Consider the following 15903-nt stretch of genomic DNA (forward strand, 5'->3'; position numbering starts at 1 on the left):
CATGGCGGCCCGCCTCACAGCGGCAACTCCGACGACGCCGGCTCGAGCGCCGCCTGCGGCAGCTTCGCGCGGCGCTCCGGCGGCAGCGCCTGCAGCGCGCGGCGCCCGCGCAGGCCGAGGAAATATTCGTGGATGAACGGATGGTCGACGCCCGCGGCCTCCTCGACCGGCGCGTTGACGAGCACTTTGCGATCGGCCAGCACGGCCACGCGTGTCGACAGTGCGACCATCGTATCGAGATCGTGCGTGATCATCACGACCGTCAGACCGAGCGCGCGATGCAGCCCTGAGATCAGCTCGACGAATTCGTCGGACGCCTCCGGGTCGAGGCCGGCGGTCGGTTCGTCGAGGAACAGCAGTTCGGGTTCGAGCGCGATCGCGCGCGCGATGCCAACCCGCTTGATCATGCCGCCCGACAGCGCCGATGGCATCTTCGACGCGTGCTTGCACGGCAGCCCGACCATTTCGAGCTTCAGCATCACGATGTCGCGCAGCAGGTCTTCGGGCACCTTGCCGAGTTCGCGCACCGGTTGCGCGACGTTGTCGAACACGGACAGCGACGAGAATAGCGCGCCGCGCTGGAACAGCATGCCAGAGCGGCTGCGCATCAGCAGCGCGGTGTCGGGCGAGATCGTTGCGAGGTCTTCGCCGAACAGCTTGATCGTGCCCCTCGACGGTCGCTCGAGGCCGAGAATCTGCCGCACCAGCGTGGTCTTGCCCGAACCCGAGCCGCCGACGATCGACACGATCTCGCCGCGCCGCACGTCGAGGCTCAGATGCTGATGCACGATGTTGCGGCCGTAGCGCTTGGTGATGTCGATCACCTCGATCACCGGCTCGGCGATCGACGGTACGGGCTGGCCGCGTACGGCTTCGGTTAGTGGCGCGATCATCCTAGCCCCACCCTTTGAAAGAGGATCGCGAACACCGCGTCCGCGAGAATCACGATGGTGATCGACGTGACCACCGAGGTCGTCGTGCCTTCGCCGAGACTCTGCGAATTGGCTTTGATACGGAAGCCGAAATGGCAGCCGGCGATCGCGATCAGCATGCCGAATACCGCGCCCTTGCCAAGCCCGATCCACAGGTTCGCGATCGGCACGACGCTCGGCAGCTGGCGCGCGAAGAAGCTCATGTCGATGCCGAGCACGAGCTTCGCGGCGAGCGCGCCGCCCGTCAACGAGATCACGTTGGTCCACATCACGAGCAGCGGCATCGCGACGGCCAGTGCGATCACGCGCGGCAGGATCAGCCGCAGGCCGTGCGGGATGCCCATTACGCGCATCGCGTCGAGCTCCTCGGTCACGCGCATCACACCGATCTGCGCGGTGATCGCCGAGCCCGAGCGGCCTGCCACCAGAATCGCCGACAGCACCGGGCCGAGTTCGCGAATCACCGCGAGGCCGAGAATATTGACGATGAACTGGTTCGCGCCAAAGATGCGCAATTGCTGTGCCGACAGATAGCTCAACACGATGCCGATCAGGAACGCGACCAGCGCGGTGATCGGCAGCGCGCGGGCGCCGGCGTTGTAGACGTTCGCGGAGATTTCGGTCCACGGCGTGAGTTTCGGCTTGCGCAGGATCGCGAGCAGATCGAGCACGAAGCGCCCGAGCATCGCGACGCCGCCCTGCATGTGCTCGACGAACGAGAAGAGCCCGAGGCCGAGACGCGTAAAGGGATCGAGGCGCTTGACCGGCTCGGCGCTCTCGCGCACCGTGTCGAGCAGCGCGATGCGCTCGAAGATATCGCGCTGCGTGTCCGTGAGCGCGGTGCCCGGCGGCATCTTGCGGCCCCACACGCGCCACAGCGCCTGGCCGCCGACGTGGTCCATCCTGTCGACGCGCGACAGGTCCCACTCGCCGATGCCCTGCGCGCCGGTCAGCGAACGCAGTTGCGGAATCACGTGCCCGGTGTCGCGATCGCGCGCGAGCGCGAGCGCCGTCCACTGGCCCGAGAGACGGACGATCTTGCCTTGGCTGCCGGCCGCGACTTCAAGGCCGGGCGGAGTGTCGTAGTTCAAGGATCGCGTGAATCTGGTTATCGGATTAGCGGCCATTGTAACGAAGGCTCGGCCGCCGGTCCGCACTGATGCACGTCGATCGGCGTCACCCCTTCACCGCTGCGCATTCGAGTCCCGGGCGGGTTCGCTGTGGCTACAATATGGGACATGAATGCCTCCAAGACTCCCGCCTCTCCGTCCGCAGCGACGAGCACGGCACCAGCCTCGTCGTCGGCTTCGACCGACTGGCGCATCGATCGCGAACGGGCGGTCAAGCTGTTCGGCTCGCATGCGCATGACTGGCCGATCGAAATCGTCGAAGAAACCGGTTCGACCAACGCCGACCTGATGGCCCACATGAAAGCACTGCCCCGACGCGCCAACGCGCTGCCGCGGCCGATCGTGCGCGTCGCGTATCTGCAGACCGCTGGGCGCGGCCGCCGTGGGCGGCCGTGGTACGCGGAGCCCGGCAACGCGCTGCTGTTTTCGGTCGCGTGCGTCTTGCCGCGACCGCTCGAAGGGCTCGCTGGCTTGAGTCTCGCGGTGGGCGTCGCGCTCGTCGACGCGCTGCGCTCGCTGCCGGTCGCGGGTCCCGGACAGATCGCGCTGAAGTGGCCGAACGACGTGCTGCTCGAAGGCGACAAGCTCGCCGGCATCCTGATCGAAACCGCGTGGAGCACCGACGACGCGAGCGCGGTCGTGATCGGCATCGGCACCAACGTGAAAGGCGCCGACGAACTCGCGGCGAAGGTCGGCGCGCTGAACGCCGAGGTACCGCCGCAGGCGCTCGGCACCGTGCCGACCGCGTTGCAACGCGCGCTGCCGAACGCGAATCTGACCGATACGCTGGCAGCCGAATTGAACGCGCTCGAACCGATGCTGCAGCGCTTCGGCGCCGAAGGCTTCGCGCCGTTCCAGCCGCGCTGGAACGCGGTGCATGCTTACGCGGGCCGCGAAGTCGTGCTGCTCGAACAAGGCCAGGAGCTCGCGCGCGGCGTGGCGGCAGGCGTTGACGAGCGTGGCCAGTTGCTACTCGATACGGCTGAGGGCCGCCAGAGCATCGCGACCGGCGACGTGTCGCTGCGCCTCGCCCACGGTGTCGCATGACGCAGCGCGCGCCATATCTGCTGATCGACGCGGGCAATAGCCGGATCAAGTGGGCGCTGGTGCAGCCCGATGGGACGCAGTTGGCGAGCGGCACGCTCGCGCATGACGAGCTTGCCGGGCCACGCGCGCGGTCGGGTGCGCAACCCGGTTGGACTGACTGGCCGGCGCCATGCGGCGCGTGGCTCTCCAACGTCGCGGGCGCGGAGGTCGCGACGCACATCGCGGCGCTCGTCGACGCGCACTGGCCGCGACTGCCGCTCGCGACGATCCGCGCAAGTGCCCGTCGATGCGGCGTGACCAATTGCTACACGACACCGGACTCGCTCGGCAGCGATCGCTGGGCCGGCATGATCGGCGCGCACGCGACCTTTCCCGGCGAGCATCTGCTGCTCGCGACCTTCGGCACCGCGACGACGCTCGAGGCCTTGCGCGCCGATGGCGCGTTCATCGGCGGATTGATTGCGCCGGGCTGGACGCTGATGATGCGCTCGCTCGGTGAGCACACCGCGCAACTGCCGACGCTCGACGCCGCGCGCGCGCGTGGTCTGCTCGACGCGGCCGATACCACCGGCGCGGGCCGTCGCGGGCCGTTCTTCGCAACGGATACGCCGCGCTCGCTGTCGGCGGGCTGCACGCTGGCGCAGGCCGGATTGATCGAGCGGATGTGGCGGGACCTGCAGGATGAGTGGCAGGTGCCGGTGCGTCTCGTGGTCAGCGGCGGCGCCGCCGACGAAGTGGCGAGCGCCCTGAAAGTGCCGCATACTCGCCACGATTCGCTGGTGCTGTCAGGGCTTGCGCTGATCGCAGCCGATGATACGGCGCGGCAAGGCGGCTGATTGCCTGCCGTAGCTAGCGTTCGATTCACGACCGCGTGGCGCGTGATGTACGTGTAGAACGTGCGCCGGAGTTGCGCGCAATTCGCCGCCCATTTTCCGAACCCGAGTTTCTCCCGCACGCCCCAGGCTCAACTTCTTTCTGAATTGGAAACACCCACAATGCTTCGCTGGCCGATCGCCATTCTGATTGTTGTCAACGTGCTGGCTTTCGCCGCGCTGCTTGGCGCCTTCGGCCCCACACCCACCGCCAGCGGACGCGAGCCGAATCATCTGAACCGCCAGATTCATCCGGACTGGCTGAAGGTGCGGCCGGTCAGCGCCGCCGATGCGGCCGACCAGGCGGTGGTCGGCGGACCCGCGCCGCAGGCGCCGATTTCGACATCGGAGTTGCCGCAGTAATCAGGGGAGCGAGGCGGTCGGTCAGAAGATCAGCAGTGCGCCGCGCGTGTTGCGGCAACGGACGGCATCAATCCTGCGTCCGCACCTTCTTCAACAGCGCGGTCGTCGAGCGATCGTGCTCGAACGCAATCGCGAGCGCCTTGCCGCCCCAACCGCGCACGAGCGCCGATTCGGGCAGCGAGTCCATGTCGTAGTCGCCGCCCTTCACGAGCACGTCCGGGCGCAACGCGGAAATCAGCTCGACCGGCGTCTTCTCGCCGAAGCCCACCACGTAGTCGACACTTTCCAGCGCCGCTAGCAAGGCCATGCGGTCGGCCTCGTTGTTGATCGGCCGGTCGTCGCCTTTGCCGAGCATCCGCACCGACGCGTCGCTATTCACACCAACGATCAGGCACGCGCCCAGCGCCTTGGCGTCGGCCAGATAGGTCACGTGACCACGATGCAGGATATCGAACACGCCGTTCGTAAACACGACGGGCGCGCGCAGCGAAGGACGAAGCTTCACCAGGGCATCGCGCGTCAGAATCTTGCGTTCAAAGATGGCGGTCATCGCACGGTCACAGAGTTGGGGAATTGGGGAGTTGGGGCGTTACGGGAACACGAATGCCAGGTGCCGTCACGATACACGGTGGACGGCCCGAAGCAAAACGGTCCGGCAAGCTCACGCTTGCCGGACCGCCGTTTGATACGGTGCTGAAACGCCTGAGTCGTTACGCCGGCTGCTGCGCCGGGTTTTGTTCAGCGGCTTGCAGACGCGCGACCACTTCCTTGCGATAACGGTTCAGTTCCTGCGCGGTGTTGAACGTGCGTTCGAACAGCAGCGACAGGTTGTGCAGAATGCGCTCGATGACCTTCTTTTCCCAGCCGTCGTCGAAACGGATCTGCTCGTCGAGCCAGCGCTCGAGCCATTCCGGATCCGGCAGACGCGACTGGATCGTGTCGCGCGGGAACAGCGCCTGGTTCACGTGCAGGTTGGTGGGGTGCAGCGGCTTTTCGGTGCGACGCGCCGACGCCATCAGCACGCCGATCTTCGCGAACGCGGCACGCGCGATGTCGCCGGTTTGCGCCATCGCCTTCTTCATGTAGCGCAGATACGCGCCGCCGTGGCGCGCTTCGTCGCGCGAGATAGTTTCGTAGATGTGCTTGATGACTGGCTCGGTATGCCATTCGGCGGCGCGGCGATACCAGTGATTCAGGCGGATTTCGCCGCAGAAGTGCAACATCAGCGTTTCCAGCGGTGGTGCGGGATCGAACTCGAAGCGCACTGCGTGCAGTTCCTCTTCGGTCGGGACCAGTTCCGGCTTGAAGCGGCGCAGGTACTCCATCAGCACCAGCGAGTGCTTCTGCTCCTCGAAGAACCACACGCTCATGAATGCGGAGAAATCGCTGTCGTGATGATTGTCACGCAGAAACATTTCCGTGGCGGGCAACGCCGACCATTCGGTGATCGCGTTCATCTTGATCGTCGCCGCCTGCTCGTCGGTCAACAGCGATGCATCGAATTTGTCCCAGGGAATGTCCTTCTCCATGTCCCATCGAACGGATTCGAGCGATTTATAAAGTTCCGGATAAAGCATGGTGTTCATAGTCCCACCCCTGTTCTGCACATACTGTGTGTGTCTGTTGCTGCTACGTGTAGCCGTTTTTACCTACGACGAACGGACGTGCCGTTTATCGGCCAAGCATTCAATTTTACGCGTTAATCAGCCGCCCAGAAGCATCGGGCAGCAAAGAAGTCCGGGCTTTTGTATTGGCGCCTGAAGCGTGAATCAGGCGCCGGGCCAACCGTGGGGAGGGATACCCTTTGCCTGAGGTCGAGCCAGTCTGGGTCGACAACCGCACGTCCCGCCCTGCACCGGTAGCGCCGGCGGCGAATGACGCGAAGGCGGCGGGATTGATTGTTTTCGGCGCACGCCCCAAAGCCATATCAAGCTTACACAATCATAGCACGCGCCTCCCACGAAACCCGTGACAGAAGCGGCGCGAGCGCACTGTGGCATTGACTTCTCTCAACAAAATCGGCGATTCGCGCGGGCGGAAACCGCCGGCGTTGTAATACAGCAAAAACGCAGGCGATGGGTTGCCTTCGTCATCGGGCACTGATTCGCGGGGCGACAGGCGGAGGAAACGCAGACTCGACCGCGCTCCTTTTGTCGTTGCTGTCGCTGTCGCACCGGGTGCGAGCGCGTTGCCCGCACTGCCCGCTTACGTCGACTTTTTCATTGTCGCCGCGCTCGTCCCCTCGCCCGACGCGCGTTTGGCCGACGGCGCGGCGCGCTTCGCCGCCGGCCGTTTGACGGCGGGCTTCGCGTTTTGCGCGGCGGCGCCCGACGCTTCGGCGCCCGACGCATCGGCGCCCGACGCATCCGCGGCCTTCGACGGTTCCGGCTTGCCCTGCGTGCCCCCGCCCGCCGCGGCGACCGCGACGGACGGCTGCGTCATCGCGAACTGCGCGATCTGGTTGAACTGCGATTGCAGCAGATTCCACCACGCGGATGCATCGAAAGCGGGCGCCGCGGGCGCTTCCTCTTCGTCGCTGGCGGCCTGCGTGGCGCTTTCGGGCGTGGGCTCGGCCGGCTTCGTCCAACTTGGCGCCGGGGCGCGGCGCGGGGCGGCGTTCGGCGCGTCACTCGCGGCGGCACCCGACGCAGCAGCGGCCGCCTGCGACATCGACGATTGCGCGAACGCGCCGAACGCGCGCAGCGTCGCGAGCGTCGCACGTTGCACTTCGAGCGCCTGGATCGCCGACTGCAGCATGCTCAGATTCAGGTTCAGCCATTGCTCGACCGCGCGCATGTCGGTGATGCGCTTGTCGAGTTCCTCGACGCTCGTGAGCGGCGCCATCATGTCGGACATCATCGACAGCGACGGACTCGTGCCCCCACCCGGCTGCGCGCCCGTCATGGCGGCGCCGAACGGCGACAGCCGCATCATGCTCCACATGCGATCGAGCATTTCAGCGGGCGGAAAACCGGGAAAGCCGGGAAAGGGCGGCGCGGAGCCAGTGGTGTCGGTCATGGTTGTCGCCTCGGTGCTAGATGATAGGTGGAGCGCGCGATGCCGCGTGCGTCGATTCGATCATACCGTGTGGGGTATGACATCACGATCGTTCGTCGTTACGTGGACCGCCCGCGCCAAAATCGGGCGCGCGCCGCTCGCGCAACGAGCTCAGGCCTTCGCGCACGTCGGGCCCCGCGAAGCCCATGAATTCCAGCGCGAGCGACGTGTCGAACGCCGGCCCCGCCGTGCGCAGCCAGTTGTTCAACGCATACTTGGTCCAACGGATGGCGGTTTGCGAACCGTCGGCCAGCTTGCGCGCGACTTCGAACGCCTTTGGCAGCAGATCGCTTTCGTCGACGGCCAGCGACACGAGCCCGATGCGCTCCGCCTCCTCGCCGCTCACCGGCTCGCACAGCAGCAGGTAGTACTTCGCCTTCGCCATGCCGCACAAGAGCGGCCAGACGATCGCCGCATGATCGCCCGCGGCGACGCCGAGGCGCGTGTGTCCGTCGATGATGCGGGCCGTCTTCGCCGCGATCGAGATATCGGCGAGCAGCCCCGCGACGAGCCCCGCGCCGACCGCCGGCCCGTGCATCGCCGACACGATCGGCTTGCCGCAGTTGATCACGTTGTAGACGAGATCGCGCGCTTCGCGCCACACACGCGTGCGCACCTCGAAATCGTTCGCCATGTCCTCGACGAGCGGCAGATCGCCGCCGGCCGAAAAGCCTTTGCCCTCGCCGCGAATGATCGCGACGCGCGTATCGGGATCGCGATCGATGTCGCGCCAGATTTCCGCGAGCTCGTAATGCATGCGTGCGTTCGCGGTCGCGAGGCCACTTTTATTCGCGCCCTCGCCGCTCATCACGACTTCGAGCACACCGTACGGATGACGCTGCAAACGCAGCGACTGGTAGTGCGCGTAGTACGCGTCGTTCGGTTGCGATGGCTGAGGCATGGTGAGCAGTCCGGAGGAGATTCGTTCAGTCGCGCGCGGAACGCCGCGATCCGTTCAATGCGGCTGATAAAGCCACTTGCCATTGGTGATTTCGACCATCACGCGGGCGCGCTGATCGAGCCCGAGATGATCGGTCGCGCTCATGTTGACGACGCCATTGGTGTCCGCGAGACCGCGTGTTCCTTCGAGCGCGTCGCGCAGCGCGCGGCGAAACGGCGGCGTGCCGGGCGCGCCGGCTTTCAGCGCGAGCGGAATCGCATGCTCGAGCAACGCGCCCGCGTCCGACGTGTACGAACCGAATGCCGACACGCTGCCCGCGCCGTGCCGCGCCTCGAAGCGCTCGATGTAATCGAGCGCGAGACGCCTGGCCGGATGATCGGCCGGCAATTGCGTGGCGACCAGCACCGGGCTCGCGGGCAGGAAGGTGCCGTTGCAATCGGCGCCGCACACGCGCAGGAAGTCGTTATTGCCGACCCCGTGGTTGTGATAGATGACGCCCTTGTAGCCACGCTCGCGCAGCGTTTTCGGCGGCAACGCGGCAGGCGTGCCGGCCGCGCCGACCACCACCGCGTCGGGATGGGTCGCGAGAATCTTCAGCACCTGGCCGGTCACGCTCGGATCGGTGCGATTGAAACGCTCGCTCGCGACCACGTCGATGTGATGCAGCTGCGCGAACTTCGCGACCTCGGCGTAGAACGTCTCGCCGAGCGCGTCGGCCTGGCCGATGAACGCGATCGTCTTCACACCGTGTCCGCTCGCATGCTCGGCGATCGCCGAGGCCATCATCGCGTCGGTCTGCGGCGTCTTGAAGACCCAGCGACGTTTCGCGTCGACCGGTTCGATGATTTTCGCGGACGACGCGAGCGAGATCATCGGCGTCTCGCCCTCGGCGACCACGTCGATCATCGCGAGCGAATTCGGCGTGATCGACGAGCCGATGATCGCGTCGACGTGATTCTCGCTGATGAGCTTCCTGGTGTCCTGCACGGCGTGGGTCGTGTCCGATGCATCGTCGAGCACGATGTATTCGACGTTCTGCCCGCCGATCCGTTTGGGTAGCAGCGCGACCGTGTCGCGCGCGGGAATGCCGAGCGACGCGGCCGGCCCGGTCAGCGACAGCACGAGACCGATCTTCACCTGCGCAACCGATGTCAGCGGCAACGCGCAGGCAAGCGCGGCGCACAGCGTCGCGGCGCGCCGCGCGAAGCGCCGACCACGTTGACGCAAGCCACGCTCGCTCGTGCGCGCTTCAACGGGCGACGCGCAAGCGCGCCGACGTCCAGCTGCGGAGAAGTCCAATCGCGGCATGCTGTCTCCTCACGTCGGGGTTTTCGTTGTGATGTTTGCCGCAGTGTAGCCGCGCGCGCAAGTGGCGGCATCGGGCGAAACCCTTTCGCGCGTGCCGCCCGCGTCAAAGCATTGCCGCGTGAGCGCCGGGCTTCATTCGAGCGGCGCGATGCTCTGCTCGATCGCACCGAAAATCGACTTGCCCGCATCGTCGAACATTTCGATCCTCACGGTGTCGCCGTATTTCATGAACTCCGTTTGCGGCGCGCCGTGCTCGATCGTTTCGAGGCAGCGCTTCTCGGCGATACAGCAGTAGCCGCGTTTCGCGTCCTTGTTCGACACCGTGCCCGAACCGACGATGGCACCAGCACGCAAATTGCGCGTTTTCGCGGCATGCGCGATCAGCTGACCGAAGTGAAACACCATATCGGTGCCCGCGTCGGGCTGGCCGACCTTCCTGCCGTTCCAGTGGACGATCATCGGCCGATGCACGCGGCCTTCGCGCCAGTGTTCGCCGAGCTCGTCGGGCGTCACGGCGACCGGCGCGAACGAGGTGGCCGGCTTGCTCTGGAAAAAACCGAAGCCCTTCGCGAGTTCGGCGGGGATCAGGTTGCGCAGCGACACGTCGTTGACGAGCGTGACCAGCCGCACGCCGCGCAGGGCCTGCTCGGGCGTCGCGCCCATCGGCACATCGCCGGTGACGACCGCGACCTCGGCCTCGAAGTCGATGCCGTACTCTTCCGATGCGCACGCCACGTCGTCGCGCGGGCCGATGAAGTCGTCGCTACCGCCCTGGTACATCAGCGGGTCGGTCCAGAATTCGGGCGGCATTTCCGCGCCGCGCGCGCGCCGCACGAGCTCGACGTGGTTCACGTACGACGAGCCGTCGGCCCACTGGAACGCGCGCGGCAGCGGCGCCATGCACTCTTTGGCGTCGAATGAAAAGCTGTTGCGCGCACGGCCCTGGTTCAGCGCATCGTAAAGGTCGTGCAGTTGCGGCGCGTAGAAGGCCCAGTCGTCGAGCACGCGCTGCAGCGTGGGCGCGATCGTGTCGGCGATGGCCGCCGTGTGCAGGTCGCGGGACACGACGATCAGTTGACCGTCGCGCGTGCCGTCTTTCAGCGAGGCAAGTTTCATAGAGCTGTGAACCGTGTATTGGTGACGATCGAAGGAATCTATTCTACGATGGTGAATCGGCGCGGCCCAATATCTGCGTGTTCGTCGTCGTGTCACCGTAGCCGTCTCCATTACGATCACCGAACGCGCTGCCCGCGCCTTTGCACATGTCCGCCAACGCCCGCTCCGGCATAATCCGCACCCGCACCGACCCCGCGTCCGCCGACGATCTGCTCGATCCCGCCCATGCAACCGACGCAACCGGCGCCGATGACGAACCCGGCGAACCCGGCGAAGAAAAACTGCGCTCGGGCATTCAGTCGATCGAGGTCGGTTTCAGGCTGCTCGACGTACTGACCCACGAGCCGCGCGCGATGATGCTGCGCGATCTCGCGCAGCGCGCGGGCATGAGTCCGGCGAAGGCGCATCGCTATCTGGTCAGCTTTCTGCGTCTCGGCGTGGTCGCGCAGGACCCGCTGTCGGGCCGCTACGAACTCGGCGGCTTCGCTTTGCAGCTGGGGCTCGCGCGGCTCGCTCGCGTCGACGGTGTGAAGCTCGCGCGCATCGCGCTCGCCGAACTGCGCGACCGGCTCGACCTGACCGTCGGCATCGCGGTGTGGGGCAATCAAGGACCGACGATGGTGCACTGGATGGAGTCGAGCTATCCGGCCAAGGCGTCGCTGAAGCTCGGCGACGTGATGCCCTTGCTCAGTTCGGCGACCGGTCTGCTGTTCGCCGCCTACCTGCCGTCCGGCAAGACCGCCGCGATGCTCGAGCGCGAGCTGGCCGACTCGCGGCGCTCATCGTATAGCGGCGCGCCACGCACCCGCGAAGACGTCGACAAGGTGCTCGCCGAGGTGCGCGAGCACGAGGCTGCGCGCGTCGAAGGCATGCTGCTGCCGACGATCCACGCGTTTTCGATGCCGGTGTTCGATTCGACCGGCGAACTTGCGCTCGGTCTGGTCGCGCTCGGCCATGAAGGCGCGTTCGATATCCGCTGGGGCGGCGAGATCGATACCGCGCTGCGCGATTGCGCGCGCAAGCTGTCGTACGAACTCGGCTATAGCGCGACGCCGCGTAGCGACAACGGTTGATACGCACCGATCCTTTCAAGCTCTCACCGATTCAAGCGCCGATGGATTCTGCTTCCGCCAACCGCCGTCATGATCGCCTGCCCGCTTTTGGTAGCGGGCCGGGACGCGGCGCGCGCGCGTGGCGCTGGATCGCCGTCCTCGTGGCCGTCGCGGTTGTGCACTGGATCGCGGCGCAATGGTTCGAGCGCAATCGCGTGGATCTGAATCCGGCGAATCACGAGCATGTGCCGGTGCAGGTCGCGCTGCTGACGCCCGAAAGGGTCGAGCGTCAACCCGCGCCACCGCCCGCCGTGCCGGCACCGCATCCGCCCTCGCCTGCACGCAAGCCCGCGGCGAGGCCGCCGCGCGAGCAGCATGTGATGACCGCGTTGCAGCCGGCCAAACCGAACGAGCCCGCGGCCACGCCGGCATCGGAGGTGGCGGCTAGCGAGCCACCCGCCACCGCGAACGCGAATACATCGGCCCAAGCGAATGCCAGCGGCGCCGTCGCGAGCGCCCCTGCCGCGGCCAGCGCGCCGCAAGCGTCGCAGGGCGTGAAGTTTTCGGTACCGCCGTCGGCCGAACTCGACTACGACACGTTCTACAACGGCGTGCGCAACGCGCCCGGCACGATCCATTGGGCGAACAACGGGCAGGGCTACGAAATGGTCGTATCAGTGCCGCTGCCGTTCGTCGGTCCGTTCGTGTTTTCGAGCCACGGCGGCATCGATGCTTTTGGCCTCGCGCCGGCTCAGTACAGCGAAAAGCGTGGCCGTCGCGCCGAAGACATCGCGATCTTCAATCGCAACGACAAGAAGATTGGCTTTACGCGCACGCCCGCCTCGTTGCCGTTGCCCGACGGCGCGCAGGATCGCTTCAGTGTCGTGATGCAGCTCGCGAGCCTCGTGCGCGGCGATCCTGACGCCTATAAGCCTGGCGTGACGCGGCAGTTTTTCGTCGTCGATACCGATAGCGGGGAGAACTGGCCGATCGAGACGATCGGCGACGAAACGATCCGCGCCGCGCAAGGCTATCTGCAGACGCGTCACTTCAAACGTCTGCCGCGGCACGATGGCGACCAGCGCCGCGTCGATGTGTGGCTCGCCCCGTCCCTTGGCTGGCTGCCGGCGCGCATCCTGCAGACGGAGCCGAACGGTACCCAGTTCGAACTGGTGTGGCGCGGCAAGCTGAATGTCGATGGCACGTCGCCGGATGACCGCGGCAATGGTGGCGCGCCGGCCACGCCTGCTGCACCCGCAGCCCCCGCTGCCGCGGGCCCTGCAACGCCGGCGCCAGCTCCGGCCGACGCATCGGCAGTAACACCCGAGGCCGCCCCCGCTGCACCGGTCGATTCGACCGCTCCGACCATCATCAAACCGTGACACTTTTCGTGACACAGTGTCACGAGCAGATCTGCTCGAGATCGGCGAAACTTCCTTCGCAACGTTGACTCGCACGTCAACGGAGCCCCCGTTCGCGCGAACGAGGCGACCCACCGCGCTTTTTCACTGCGTTTCCTTCAAAGGAGTCCGCATGCAAGTGAACATCAACGGTATCGACACACGCTACGTGCTGAGCAACGAAGGCGGCGGCCCGTGGCTCACGTTCATCCATCAGCTGGGCGGCGATCTTTCCATCTGGGATCAGATGGCCGGCTATTTTCGCGACGATTACACGGTGCTGCGCTACGACGTGCGCGGCCACGGCCACAGCGCGGTTGCGCGCGAGCCGTTCACCATGCGCGATCTGGCCGACGATCTCGCCAAACTGCTCGATGCCCTCGGCGCGCGGACGACGCACCTGGTCGGCCTGTCGCTCGGCGGCATGATTGCGCAGCAGTTCGCGCTCGACCATCCATCACGCATCGACACGCTGACGATTGCCGACAGCACCGGCGGCACTCCGCCTGAGAATCGTGAGTTGTGGAATCAGCGCGCCCACACCGCGCGCAGCGACGGCATGGAGGCGCTGTTACCGTCGACGATCGCGCGTTGGCTCACGCCCGACTTTCAGGCCGGCCATCCCGAAGCGGTCGAGCCGATCCGTGAGACATTTGCGCACACCTCGCCGGAAGGTTTTGCGATGGCCTGCGAGGCACTGCGCGATTTCGACCTTCGCGGCCAGCACGGCGCAATCCGCTCGCCGACGCTGACGGTGGCCGGACGTCACGACACTGGCACGCCCCCTGCTGCTACGCAGGCAATAGCGGAGGCGATCGAGGGCGCCCGCTTCGAGTTGCTGGACGCCGCGCATCTCGCGCCAATCGAGCAATCACACCGTTTTGCCGCCTTGCTTGAATCGTTTCTGGAGCGGCGAGTCTAACCGTCAGGTCCGGAGTTTTTACCTGCGTCGTCCGGACCCACCCCTTGAATTCCATCCCACATGCTCCACCTACGGTGCAGAAAGGGCAGGAGCCCAACGGAAATAAGGAGTGTCGCCATGCAAATGATCTATAACAGCCCTAACTACTGTGTCGTCGAGTTTCCTCCGCAGGAAGGTCAGTTGGCCATGAAGTCGGGCGGCTATGAGATTGTCGACAAGAACATGCAGCGCGAAATCTACATCGATGGGGCAATGGCGGCGCGTTTTCGCGAGCATGTGCAAAAGCTGATCGAAGGCGAGCCGACGCTCGACGAGGTTGATGAATTCCTCGGTCAATTCGACAGTCTGATGCAGCAACCGGTGGTCCTGCATTGACCGGAGGTGTTCAGCTGGCGCTCTGGCGACATCGATCGACCGCACCGCGCGGCTTGGGCGGCGGGTTCCATCAAGCGGTCGGCGGCAGCGAAACGGCCCGGCAGGCTTTGGCTTGCCGGGCCGTTTTTTATTGCATCGTTTGTTAGCGCGTTTCTGAGTTCGCGGCGCGGCGTGTTCGTATCGGTCGATTTTGCCGGCCGCGCCTCACACTCTCCTCCGCGCCGGGCGCATCCGCCCGGCAGCGGCTACAATGACAGGCTTTCCGCCAACGCCGGCGCAAGCCCTCGTCCGCCATGACCCAGCCTGCTCAATCCATCACGCCAGTCCGTTCGGAGCCCGCCTACACCCGCGGCGCAGCGCTGCCCGCGCTGCTGAACTCGCGCATCCTGATTCTGGACGGCGCGATGGGCACGATGATCCAGCGCTACAAGCTCGACGAAGCCAGCTATCGCGGCGAGCGCTTCAAGGACTACGCGCGCGACATCAAGGGCAACAACGAACTGCTGTCGATCACCCAGCCGCAGATCATCTCCGAGATTCACGAGCAGTATCTCGCGGCGGGCGCGGACATCATCGAGACCAACACGTTCGGCGCGACCACGGTCGCGCAGGCCGACTACGGCCTGGAATCGCTCGCCGTCGAGATGAACATCGAATCGGCGAAGCTCGCGCGCGCCGCGTGCGACAAATACGCAACGCCGGACAAGCCGCGCTTCGTCGCCGGCGCGATCGGCCCGACGCCGAAAACCGCCAGCATTTCGCCGGACGTCAACGATCCGGGCGCGCGCAACGTGACCTTCGACGAACTGCATGCCGCGTACTACGAGCAGGCGAAAGCGCTGCTCGACGGCGGCGCGGACCTGTTCCTCGTCGAAACGATCTTCGACACGCTGAATGCGAAGGCCGCACTGTTCGCGCTCGACGAGCTGTTCGAAAGCACCGGCGAGCGTCTGCCGATCATGATCTCAGGCACCGTCACCGATGCGTCGGGCCGCATTCTGTCGGGCCAGACCGTCGAGGCCTTCTGGAACTCGCTGCGTCACGCGAAGCCGCTCACGTTCGGCCTGAACTGCGCGCTCGGCGCGGCGCTGATGCGTCCGTACATCGCCGAGCTCGCGAAGCTGTGCGACACCTACGTGTCGTGCTATCCGAACGCCGGCCTGCCGAACCCGATGAGCGACACCGGCTTCGACGAATTGCCCGCGGATACCTCTGGCCTGCTGAAGGAATTTGCCCAAGCGGGGCTCGTGAACATCGCGGGCGGCTGCTGCGGCACGACGCCCGAGCACATCGCGGCGATCGCGAAGGCGCTCGCCGAGCTGAAGCCGCGCAAGTGGCCGAGCCAGTATCGTGACGCGGCCTGAGCCCGCCTGAAACACTTCGCCCCGACGCCTGCACGCACTGCACGTCCCTTAACGCACGCACCCG

At 66.0% G+C, this 15903-nt stretch carries 16 protein-coding genes; 8 read left to right on the plus strand and 8 right to left on the minus strand.

What is annotated here, in order from left to right; translation table 11 throughout:
* Nucleotides 1–14 precede the first annotated feature (14 nt).
* Together OKW44_RS25755 and OKW44_RS25760 are read right to left on the minus strand one after the other, a co-directional pair.
* Nucleotides 15–893, minus strand: a complete 879-nt coding sequence (locus tag OKW44_RS25755; RefSeq protein ID WP_018419267.1) for an ABC transporter ATP-binding protein — start codon at nt 891–893, stop codon at nt 15–17.
* Nucleotides 890–2023, minus strand: coding sequence for an MlaE family ABC transporter permease (locus OKW44_RS25760; RefSeq protein ID WP_018419266.1), 1134 nt, complete (start codon nt 2021–2023; stop codon nt 890–892). The genes OKW44_RS25755 and OKW44_RS25760 overlap by 4 nt, the downstream gene beginning before the upstream one ends.
* A gap of 147 nt (nt 2024–2170) precedes the next feature.
* Between OKW44_RS25760 and OKW44_RS25765 the strand changes: the two genes are divergently transcribed.
* From OKW44_RS25765 to OKW44_RS25775, 3 genes are all read left to right on the plus strand, one after another.
* The gene (locus tag OKW44_RS25765; RefSeq protein ID WP_018419265.1) at nt 2171–3109 is read left to right on the plus strand and encodes a biotin--[acetyl-CoA-carboxylase] ligase; all 939 of its coding nucleotides are present in this window, start codon (nt 2171–2173) and stop codon (nt 3107–3109) included.
* Nucleotides 3106–3945, plus strand: coding sequence for a type III pantothenate kinase (locus OKW44_RS25770; protein WP_018419264.1), 840 nt, complete (start codon nt 3106–3108; stop codon nt 3943–3945). Before OKW44_RS25765 ends, OKW44_RS25770 begins: the two co-directional genes overlap by 4 nt.
* Nucleotides 3946–4104: 159 nt before the next feature.
* Nucleotides 4105–4344, plus strand: a complete 240-nt coding sequence (locus tag OKW44_RS25775) for a hypothetical protein (protein ID WP_018419263.1) — start codon at nt 4105–4107, stop codon at nt 4342–4344.
* A gap of 67 nt (nt 4345–4411) precedes the next feature.
* Here OKW44_RS25775 and rfaE2 read toward each other — a convergent pair whose 3' ends face one another.
* The 6 genes from rfaE2 to OKW44_RS25805 form a co-directional block, all read right to left on the minus strand.
* A complete protein-coding gene (rfaE2, locus tag OKW44_RS25780) occupies nt 4412–4894 on the minus strand; it encodes a D-glycero-beta-D-manno-heptose 1-phosphate adenylyltransferase (protein WP_018419262.1) in 483 nt (160 codons plus the stop codon).
* A 160-nt stretch (nt 4895–5054) separates the two neighbouring features.
* Nucleotides 5055–5930, minus strand: a complete 876-nt coding sequence (locus OKW44_RS25785) for a ferritin family protein (RefSeq protein WP_026225569.1) — start codon at nt 5928–5930, stop codon at nt 5055–5057.
* 619 nt (nt 5931–6549) lie between these two features.
* The gene (locus OKW44_RS25790) at nt 6550–7362 is read right to left on the minus strand and encodes a PhaM family polyhydroxyalkanoate granule multifunctional regulatory protein (RefSeq protein ID WP_018419260.1); all 813 of its coding nucleotides are present in this window, start codon (nt 7360–7362) and stop codon (nt 6550–6552) included.
* An 82-nt stretch (nt 7363–7444) separates the two neighbouring features.
* A complete protein-coding gene (locus OKW44_RS25795; RefSeq protein WP_018419259.1) occupies nt 7445–8302 on the minus strand; it encodes an enoyl-CoA hydratase/isomerase family protein in 858 nt (285 codons plus the stop codon).
* A gap of 54 nt (nt 8303–8356) precedes the next feature.
* Nucleotides 8357–9610, minus strand: a complete 1254-nt coding sequence (locus tag OKW44_RS25800) for an ABC transporter substrate-binding protein (protein ID WP_026225568.1) — start codon at nt 9608–9610, stop codon at nt 8357–8359.
* A gap of 132 nt (nt 9611–9742) precedes the next feature.
* Entirely contained in the window at nt 9743–10726 is a 984-nt protein-coding gene (locus OKW44_RS25805) for a fumarylacetoacetate hydrolase family protein (RefSeq protein ID WP_018419257.1), read from the minus strand.
* A gap of 146 nt (nt 10727–10872) precedes the next feature.
* Here OKW44_RS25805 and OKW44_RS25810 point away from each other — a divergent pair, with 146 nt between their 5' ends.
* The 5 genes from OKW44_RS25810 to OKW44_RS25830 all read left to right on the plus strand — a co-directional run bounded on the left by OKW44_RS25810 (nt 10873) and on the right by OKW44_RS25830 (nt 15839).
* Nucleotides 10873–11799: an IclR family transcriptional regulator gene (locus OKW44_RS25810; protein ID WP_018419256.1), complete on the plus strand. Its 927-nt coding sequence runs from the start codon at nt 10873–10875 to the stop codon at nt 11797–11799.
* Between the two features lie 41 nt (nt 11800–11840).
* The gene (locus OKW44_RS25815; RefSeq protein ID WP_018419255.1) at nt 11841–13160 is read left to right on the plus strand and encodes a DUF3108 domain-containing protein; all 1320 of its coding nucleotides are present in this window, start codon (nt 11841–11843) and stop codon (nt 13158–13160) included.
* Nucleotides 13161–13311: 151 nt separating this feature from the next.
* The gene (locus OKW44_RS25820; RefSeq protein WP_018419254.1) at nt 13312–14100 is read left to right on the plus strand and encodes an alpha/beta fold hydrolase; all 789 of its coding nucleotides are present in this window, start codon (nt 13312–13314) and stop codon (nt 14098–14100) included.
* Between the two features lie 117 nt (nt 14101–14217).
* Nucleotides 14218–14475 carry a BTH_I0359 family protein gene (locus tag OKW44_RS25825; RefSeq protein WP_018419253.1) on the plus strand — a complete coding sequence of 86 codons (258 nt, stop codon included), beginning with the start codon at nt 14218–14220 and terminating at the stop codon, nt 14473–14475.
* A gap of 293 nt (nt 14476–14768) precedes the next feature.
* Nucleotides 14769–15839, plus strand: coding sequence for a homocysteine S-methyltransferase family protein (locus OKW44_RS25830; RefSeq protein WP_018419252.1), 1071 nt, complete (start codon nt 14769–14771; stop codon nt 15837–15839).
* Nucleotides 15840–15903 lie beyond the last annotated feature (64 nt).

It is taken from the genome of Paraburkholderia lebeckiae (assembly GCF_050436325.1).
GTDB lineage: Bacteria > Pseudomonadota > Gammaproteobacteria > Burkholderiales > Burkholderiaceae > Paraburkholderia > Paraburkholderia tuberum.